The organism is Yinghuangia sp. YIM S10712, from assembly GCF_051388935.1.
In the GTDB taxonomy this organism is placed as follows: domain Bacteria; phylum Actinomycetota; class Actinomycetes; order Streptomycetales; family Streptomycetaceae; genus Yinghuangia.
Genome location: NZ_JBPKBI010000004.1, coordinates 288,246 through 296,089 on the forward strand (window position 1 = coordinate 288,246; position 7,844 = coordinate 296,089).

Consider the following 7,844-nt stretch of genomic DNA (forward strand, 5'->3'; position numbering starts at 1 on the left):
ACGCGTCGTCGCAGGGTAGCGCGGGGTTGGTTTGGCGCGGACGGCGGGTTGGCGGTCATACTTGCCGACGGTCACACGTTTGCGCGGCCCCCTCGGGCAGACGGTCCGGGCTGGGAGGAGATCGCGTGCGTGCTCGGTTGCCGCGACCGCGCCGACCCGTCGGCCGGCTCATCGCGATCGTGGCCGCCGTCGCTTTCTGCCTCTGCTTCGCCGCCGCGCTGAGGGACCCGTCCCAACACCGCCCCGGAACTCGCCCGCTGCTGCTCGGCGGCATCGCGCCCGCCCCCGCCGCACCCGGTGGGGTGGTCGGGCTGCCGACCGACGCCGGGCCGCGCGTGCTCGCCGAAGACGAGGAAGCGTGGCTCGCGGCGGGCCGTGTGCCGGGCACCACCGCGGCCGAACGCGACATGGCCCGGCAGGCACTGGCCGACCTCCGGTTGCTGACGTCCGCCGAGGGCGACGTCGCCGCCGCGTGGCACGGCATTTGGAAGTACGTGTGGCCCCGCGACGCGGCCTGGGCCGCCGCCGCGTACACCGCGACCGGACACGGCGACGACGCCGCCCGCGTGCTGCGCCGCCTCGCCGCACTCCAGGATCCCGAAGGCACCTGGGAGGCCCGGTACAGGCTCGACGGCGCCCCCGTCGACGACGGACGAGCCGCCCAACTCGACTCCAACGGCTGGGTGCCGTGGGCTGTCTGGTTCTGGTACGCGCACCAGCGCCCGGACGACCCCGCCGTGCGCGACCACCTGGCGGCGCTGTGGCCGGCGGTGCGCAAGGCGGCCGACCACACGGCGGACTCCCTCGGCCGCGACGGCCTCCCCCCACGATCCGCCGACTACTGGGAGACGCGCACCGACCAGAAGACGCTCGGCACCGCGGCCCCGCTGCTCGCCGGCCTGCGCGCCGCCGCGGACCTCGGGCACCGCATCGGCGCCGCGGACGACGCCGCACGGTGGTCGGCCGCCGCCGAACGGCTCGGCACCGCTGTGCGGGACCGCTTCGGCGAGCACGGCTATCCGCGCACCGCATCGGAGAGCGCGGGCGCCGACGCGGCGGTGGCCTGGCTGGGCCCGCCGTTCGCGCCGCCGGACCCCGACGTGGACACCGCCGTACGCCGCTCCGCCCAGGCCCTCACACTCCCCAACGGCGGTCTCCTCCCAGGCACGGCATGGGCCGGCGATCTGACGGCCGCATGGACGCCCGAGACCGCGGGATTCGCGCTGTACGAGGCGGCGTCGGGCAACCATGCCGCGGCGACAGCCCGGCTCGCGTGGCTGGCCGACCACCGGACCGCCGCCGGATCCCTGCCCGAGAAGGTCGACGCCCAGGGCCGACCCGCTTCCGTCGCGCCACTGGCCTGGACCGCCGCGGCCGTGCTGCTGGCCCTCACCGCACAGGAGACCGCGCTGCCGACACCTCCGGTGCCCTGACGCCGTCGGCGCGGCGTCAGTCGGCCTTCGCGCCCGGCCGCCGGTCCGCCGGCAGCGCGCAGGCAGGGGTGCCGCCGGGCAGTTTGTAGCGGTTGTCGGCGACCAGCCGGTAGGCCTTCGCGGCGAGCAAGTCGATCGGCGGGATCTGCATGACCGCGCCGGGCACGCTCCACACACCGCGCTCGAAGGCGAGCAGTTTGGCGAACGCCGCAGCGCCGCCGTGGACTTCGCCGGTGGGCGTGACCAACAAGACTTCGTGCGCCGCGCGCTCCGGGGTCACGCCGAGTTCGTCGAGGTCGGCGAACTGCCATGCGGTGATCTCGACATCGGGATCGACCCAGCGCTCCAGCAGCTCGACCGACTTGGAACAAAAGCCGCAGTCTCCGTCGAACACCAGCACCGGACGCGTCGTCACAGTTCCTCCAATTCGTGTGCCGACGCGCCCGAGGACGTCAGTCCGTCGCCCACGCGTCGGCGATCATGGCCCGCGTCTCCGCGAGCAGTTGCGGCAAGATGCGAGTGTGCCCGATCACCGGCATGAAGTTGGTGTCCCCGCCCCAACGCGGCACCAGGTGCTGGTGCAGGTGCGCGGCGATCCCGGCGCCCGCGACATGGCCCTGGTTCATGCCGATGTTGAAGCCCTGCGCACCGGACGCCTTGCGCAGCGCGGCCATGGCCCGCTTGGTGAAGTCCGCGAGCTCGGCCGTCTCGGCGCCGTCAAGCTCGGTGTAGTCGGCGACGTGCCGGTAGGGGACGACCATCAGGTGACCGCCGTTGTACGGGTACAGGTTGAGCACGGCGTACACGCTCTCCCCGCGCCGCACGATGAGACCGGTCTCGTCGTCGACCTTGGGGATCTCGCAGAACGGGCAGCCGTCGTCGGCCGTGGGGCCGGTGGGCTTGCCCTCGCCCTTGATGTACGCCATCCGGTGCGGAGTCCACAGTCGCTGGAACGCGTCCGGCTCCCCAACCCCGTTTTGCAGCTCCGGGTCGCTCGTCATGTTGGGAATCCTATGACCAGACCGGCCCGACCCCGGCGGTCGGGGGCCGAAGGCTGCATGCCGACACGCAGGTCACCGCCCCGTCGAGCCGAGCGGCGACAATGCGGGCCGGGCACCGCGAGGGCGCCCGGCCCGCACGCCGGAATGCGCCGGATCAGACCTGCACCCGGTCCTCGACCGCCTTGACGATCTCGGCCACCGCCTCGTCGACGGGCACGCCGTTCTTCTGCTCACCGCTGCGGTAGCGGAAGGACACCGCCCCGTTGGACACGTCCTCGTCGCCCGCGAGCAGCATGTACGGCACCTTGCTCTTCTGCGCGTTGCGGATCTTCTTCTGCATGCGGTCGTCCGCGGTGTCGATCTCCACCCGGATGCCCTTCGCGCGCAGCTTGGCCTCGACCTCCCGCAGGTACGGGATGTGCGCGTCCGTGATCGGGATGCCCACCACCTGCACCGGCGCGAGCCATGCCGGGAACGCCCCCGCGTAGTGCTCCAGCAGCACCGCGAAGAACCGCTCGATCGAGCCGAACAGGGCCCGGTGGATCATGACGGGCCGGTCGCGGTGCCCGTCCGAGCCCTGGTACTCCATGTCGAAGAGCTGCGGCATCTGGAAGTCGACCTGGATCGTCGACATCTGCCAGGTGCGCCCGATGGCGTCCTTCGCCTGCACCGAGATCTTCGGGCCGTAGAACGCCGCGCCGGCCGGGTCGAGGACCAGTTCGAGGTTCTGCTTCGCGGCGGCGGCGCGCAGCAGCTCGGTGGCCTCCTCCCAGTCCTCGTCCGCCCCGACGAACTTCTCGGGGTCCTTGGTCGAGAGCTCCAGGTAGAAGTCCTCAAGGCCGTAGTCGCGCAGGAGGTTCAGCACGAAGGTCAGCAGCGAGTCGAGCTCGCCGGGCATCTGCTCTTTGGTGCAGTAGATGTGCGCGTCGTCCTGCGTGAAGCCGCGGGCCCGGGTGAGCCCGTGCACGACGCCGGACTTCTCGTAGCGGTAGACGGTCCCGAACTCGAAGAACCGCAGCGGGAGTTCGCGGTACGAACGGCCGCGCGCCCGGTAGATCAGGTTGTGCATCGGGCAGTTCATCGGCTTCAGGTAGTAGTCGATGCCCTCGTCGAGCTGCATGGGCGGGTACATGCCGTCGGCGTACCAGTCCAGGTGCCCGGAGATCTCGAACAGCTTCCCCTTGGTCGCGTGCGGGGTGTAGACGAACTCGTAGCCGGCCTCCTCGTGGCGGCGGCGCGAGTAGTCCTCCATCACGCGGCGGATGATGCCGCCCTTGGGATGGAACACCGCGAGCCCCGAACCGATCTCCTCCGGGATCGAGAACAGGTCGAGCTCGTTGCCGAGCTTGCGGTGGTCGCGCTTCTCGGCCTCCTCCAGGAAGGTCAGGTGCGCCTTGAGCGCGTCCCGGCTCGGCCACGCGGTGCCGTAGATGCGCTGGAGCTGCTTGTTCTTCTCGCTGCCGCGCCAATAGGCCGCCGCCGAGCGCATCAGCTTGAACGCCGGGATGTTCCGGGTGGTCGGCAGGTGCGGCCCCCGGCACAGGTCCTTCCAGCACAGGTCGCCGGTCTTGGCGTCGAGGTTGTCGTAGATGGTCAGCTCGCCGCCGCCGACCTCGACGTTGGCGCCGTCCGTGGTGTCGGCGGCATCCGACCCCTTGAGGCCGATGAGCTCCAACTTGTAGGGCTCGTCGGCGAGTTCGACACGGGCATCATCGTCGGCGACGACCCGTCGGGAGAACCGCTGCCCCTGCTTGATGATCTCCTGCATCTTCTTCTCGATGCGCTTGAGGTCATCCGGCTGGAACGGGGTCTCCACGTCGAAGTCGTAGTAGAAGCCGTCCCGGATCGGCGGGCCGATGCCGAGCTTCGCCTCGGGGAACAGCTCCTGCACCGCCTGCGCCATCACGTGCGCGGTCGAGTGCCGCAGGATGTCGAGGCCGTCCTGGGAGTCGATCGCGACGGGCTCGACCTCGTCGCCGTCCGCGACGACGTACGCCAGGTCCTTGAGCTGACCGCCCACCCGCGCCGCGACGACCGACCGGTCGCCGCCGAAGAGCTCACCGGCGGTCGTGCCCGTGGCCACCAAGCGCTCTTCCCGCTCCGGGTCGCGTTTGATGATCACTCGGGCGTCGGACACAGCCTTCTCCTGACGTGCGAATCGGGTGGTGGTGCCACCGATGCTATCGGGGTACGCGGACCCCTCGCGCCACGGTTTACCGCCCTCCGCCGCGGCACGGGCAGACCCGGCCGACCGAACGGCCCCTCCACGACAGCGCGAAACGCCCCACACCCAGCCGCCGCCTCCCGCACGACGCGGCCCCATCCCGCAGCAACTCCCCCTGCACCGCCACGCGTTCCCTCCCCCCTCGCCGACGGACACGACGAACACCGCACCCTGCCGCCGCGTCCCACCGAGAAGGCGCCCACCGCCTCCCCCGCACCGTCACGCGTTCCCCGCGACCGCCGCCACGGGCACCACACCCTGCCGCCGCGCCCCACCGAGACAGGCGCCGACCGCGGCGCCCCGCTCTGCGCGGTCCCGGCGCCGACCGTATGACCGCTTTGCCGGAGGTAAGCGCCGCCTCCTACCCTTGCGATCGCATAAATATCCCTCCCAGCTCTCGCGCGTTCACTCACACGGGTGAGAATGGGGCCCGTGAAGCATCGGACGGACGACCAAACCGCACCGCTGCGGTCCGCCGTCCGAGCGCTGGCCGTGACGCTGCTGATGCTGGGCGCATTGATCGGCGGGGCGTTTCCGTCCCACGCCGAGACGTCGGCGGCACCGCCGCCCACCTTCGTCTTCGGCGCGAACGGCCCGATCGCCTGCCCCTACCACGCCAGCAGCCCGCAGGACGCCCAAGGCGGACCCGGCAACGGGTGCGCGGCGGAGGCCAACGTCCGAGCCTCGTCGACAATCCCGCCCGTCCCGCCGGTGCTGCCGCCCCCGGTCGGCTCGTTCGTCCCGCCCTGGCTGGTCGACCCGGACGGCAGCGGACCGGCGCACTCCGCAGCCGCGAGCGCCGTCGGAACCGACCTCTGCACCCTCTGCGTCAGTCGCACCTGAGCGGCCCGTCGACACGCCTCCACGCCGCGCGTGCCGTGAGGCGTGTCCGCTCACCCGACGACCTTGACCACACGTTTTCTCCCCGGAGGGGATCCATGGGGCCGCAGCAGGGCTCGAAGAAGCAGAACAAGGCCGCCCGGAACGCGAAGATGGCCGCCGCCCGCCAGCGGGTCGCCGAACAGCGCGAACGCGAGGCGAGGGCCGCACGTCGCCGGTCGATCCTGATCGGTTCGGCGGCGGCCGTCGTCGCCCTCGGCGTGATCGGCGGGCTTGTGGCGGTCGTGGTGTCCGACGAGGGCGGCCCGAGCGGCGGCGACCTGACGGCAGAGGTCTCCGTCGCGCCGAACCTCGCCAGCCCGATCACCGGCGTCACCGGCTACACCGCGTCACGCAACCACGAACCGAACAAGAACATCATCTACCAGCAGGTCCCGCCGGTCGGCGGCCAGCACCACGACGTCTGGCAGAACTGCGGGATCTACGACAAGTCCATACAGAACAAGCACGCCGTCCACTCCCTGGAGCACGGCGCGGTGTGGATCACCTACAGCCCCACGCTGGCCGCTGACCAGGTGGACAAGCTGAAGGCGAAGGCGCAGCAGGACTTCATGCTGCTCAGCCCGTACGACGGCATGGACTCACCGATAACCGTCACGTCGTGGGGCTTCCAGCTCAAGGTCGACAACGCGGACGACCCGAGGGTCGACCAGTTCATCACCACGTACCGCAACAACAAGGACACGACGCCCGAGTACGGCGCGGCGTGCACCGGCGGGGTGGGTGACCCGTCGTGATCCGGCGCAACCAGGCGGTCGCGATGGTCGCGGCCGTCATCTTCGGCGTGGCCGGGTTGAGCGCCTGCTCGTCGGACGACGGCGACAAGGCCGCCGCTCCGACCCCGTCGGCACCCGTCACCACGCCCGGTGTCCCGCAGGCCGAAGTCCCGAACCCCCCGGCCGACACGTCGGTGGACGCCGGATTCGCCCGGGACATGAAGGTGCACCACCAGCAGGCCGTGGAGATGGCGTTCATCGTCCGTGACGGCACGGACAACGAGCAGATCCGCAGCCTCGCGTACGACATCGCGACGACCCAGTTGAACCAGATCGGCCAGATGATGGGCTGGCTCGACCTGTGGGGCCTCACGCAGACGACCACGCGCCCGGCGATGCAGTGGATGTCTCCAGAGGGCATGTCCGCGATGTCGGGCCACCACATGGCCCCGGGACAGACCATGCCGGCACCCGGGCCCGGCGATCCGCTGATGCCCGGCATGGCCACCAAGGCCGAGATGGACGAGTTGCGCTCCCTCAAGGGCGTCGCGGCAGAGGTGAAGTTCCTGCAACTGATGATCACCCACCACCTCGCCGGTGTGGCGATGGCCCAGGACGCCCTGGACCACGCGCAGACCGGTGTCGTCAAAGCGCTGGCCAAGGGCATGGTCAACGCACAGACATCGGAGGTCTCCCTGATGCAGACCTTCCTCGCGGAACGCGGCGCCTGACGAGGTGCCGAGGGCCGGGGCGGAGCACCGCGCTCCACCCCGGCCCTCGCCGTTCCCGTTCCTTCAGCCGACGGCCTCGGCCCCGGCTTCCCCGCCGACCTCGGTCGGCAGCAGGCCCGCGGCGCGCTTCCGGCGCCGCCGCGCGGCCCGGACGATCCGCGCGGGTATCCCGACGAACAGCGGAACGGACGCTCCCAGCGCCATGCCGCACACCACCACGACCAACGGGCTGTCGTGCACGAACTCGCCCGCGAGCGCACCGATCGTGAGCGCGTACGACACCGATACAACCGCGCCCACAAGCGTCGCCGCCCGGAACTCCCGAGGCGGATAACCGACCCGCCCGGCGAGGATGTTCACCGCGGTACGCCCGCCCGGCAGGAACCGCGCGGCGACCAACGCCGCCATACCGCCCCGGTTCAGCGCGCGCTCCGCAAGTTGGAAGGCCTTCTGCCGACGCGGCCCCAACGTCATGTCACCGCCGCGCCGCAATCCCGCGCGCCCGACCGCGTACGCGCACTGGTCCCCGACGAAGGCCCCCAGCGCGGCGAGCACCAGGACCAGCGCGAGATACCCGAAGCTCCCGCGCCCCACGGCGGAAGCCGCCATCACCAGCTCGTCGCCCGGCACCACCGGGACGACCGAGTCCGCACAGACGGTCAGGGGCAGGACGAGCCACAGCCAAGGAGAGAACAAGAGCCCTGTCCCCGCCGCAGTCACCGCAGACCCCGTATCCACCGGGCCGTGCGGGCTTGGTCGGTGTCGATCACCGAGAGATCATCGCGCGCCCCACCCCAGACGACATCAGGGGGGTGCGGGTGGCGAAGCCCCCGCCCGGG

General features: G+C 71.3%; 8 protein-coding genes. 4 read left to right on the forward strand and 4 right to left on the reverse strand.

The genetic code is table 11. The annotated features are described in order from the left end of the window. Positions 1 to 125: 125 nt before the first annotated feature. Positions 126 to 1,433, forward strand: coding sequence for a hypothetical protein (locus ACRX5W_RS13245; protein WP_436788270.1), 1,308 nt, complete (start codon positions 126 to 128; stop codon positions 1,431 to 1,433). A gap of 16 nt (positions 1,434 to 1,449) precedes the next feature. Here ACRX5W_RS13245 and ACRX5W_RS13250 read toward each other — a convergent pair whose 3' ends face one another. The 3 genes from ACRX5W_RS13250 to thrS form a co-directional block, all read right to left on the reverse strand. Beyond that, positions 1,450 to 1,848, reverse strand: coding sequence for a thiol-disulfide oxidoreductase DCC family protein (locus ACRX5W_RS13250; RefSeq protein WP_436788271.1), 399 nt, complete (start codon positions 1,846 to 1,848; stop codon positions 1,450 to 1,452). A gap of 37 nt (positions 1,849 to 1,885) precedes the next feature. Then, positions 1,886 to 2,434 carry an HIT family protein gene (locus ACRX5W_RS13255; protein WP_436788272.1) on the reverse strand — a complete coding sequence of 183 codons (549 nt, stop codon included), beginning with the start codon at positions 2,432 to 2,434 and terminating at the stop codon, positions 1,886 to 1,888. A 154-nt stretch (positions 2,435 to 2,588) separates the two neighbouring features. Further along, on the reverse strand, positions 2,589 to 4,571 hold the full coding sequence (thrS, locus tag ACRX5W_RS13260) for a threonine--tRNA ligase (RefSeq protein WP_436788273.1): 1,983 nt from the start codon (positions 4,569 to 4,571) through the stop codon (positions 2,589 to 2,591). Positions 4,572 to 5,090: 519 nt separating this feature from the next. Here thrS and ACRX5W_RS13265 point away from each other — a divergent pair. The 3 genes from ACRX5W_RS13265 (at position 5,091) to ACRX5W_RS13275 (ending at position 7,005) form a co-directional block, all read left to right on the forward strand. Beyond that, the gene (locus ACRX5W_RS13265; RefSeq protein ID WP_436788274.1) at positions 5,091 to 5,501 is read left to right on the forward strand and encodes a hypothetical protein; all 411 of its coding nucleotides are present in this window, start codon (positions 5,091 to 5,093) and stop codon (positions 5,499 to 5,501) included. 95 nt (positions 5,502 to 5,596) lie between these two features. Next, positions 5,597 to 6,295, forward strand: a complete 699-nt coding sequence (locus tag ACRX5W_RS13270; RefSeq protein ID WP_436788275.1) for a DUF3105 domain-containing protein — start codon at positions 5,597 to 5,599, stop codon at positions 6,293 to 6,295. Beyond that, positions 6,292 to 7,005 carry a DUF305 domain-containing protein gene (locus tag ACRX5W_RS13275; RefSeq protein ID WP_436788276.1) on the forward strand — a complete coding sequence of 238 codons (714 nt, stop codon included), beginning with the start codon at positions 6,292 to 6,294 and terminating at the stop codon, positions 7,003 to 7,005. Before ACRX5W_RS13270 ends, ACRX5W_RS13275 begins: the two co-directional genes overlap by 4 nt. A 63-nt stretch (positions 7,006 to 7,068) precedes the next feature. Here the strand turns inward: ACRX5W_RS13275 and ACRX5W_RS13280 are convergent, their stop codons facing one another. Further along, positions 7,069 to 7,701, reverse strand: coding sequence for a DedA family protein (locus ACRX5W_RS13280; protein ID WP_436788277.1), 633 nt, complete (start codon positions 7,699 to 7,701; stop codon positions 7,069 to 7,071). Positions 7,702 to 7,844 lie beyond the last annotated feature (143 nt).

Excerpts from the sequence above, each read along its gene's own strand:
- ACRX5W_RS13270 (WP_436788275.1), top strand. The coding sequence starts at position 5,597 with ATGGGGCCGCAGCAGGGCTCGAAGAAGCAGAACAAGGCCGCCCGGAAC.
- ACRX5W_RS13255 (WP_436788272.1), bottom strand. The coding sequence starts at position 2,434 with ATGACGAGCGACCCGGAGCTGCAAAACGGGGTTGGGGAGCCGGACGCG.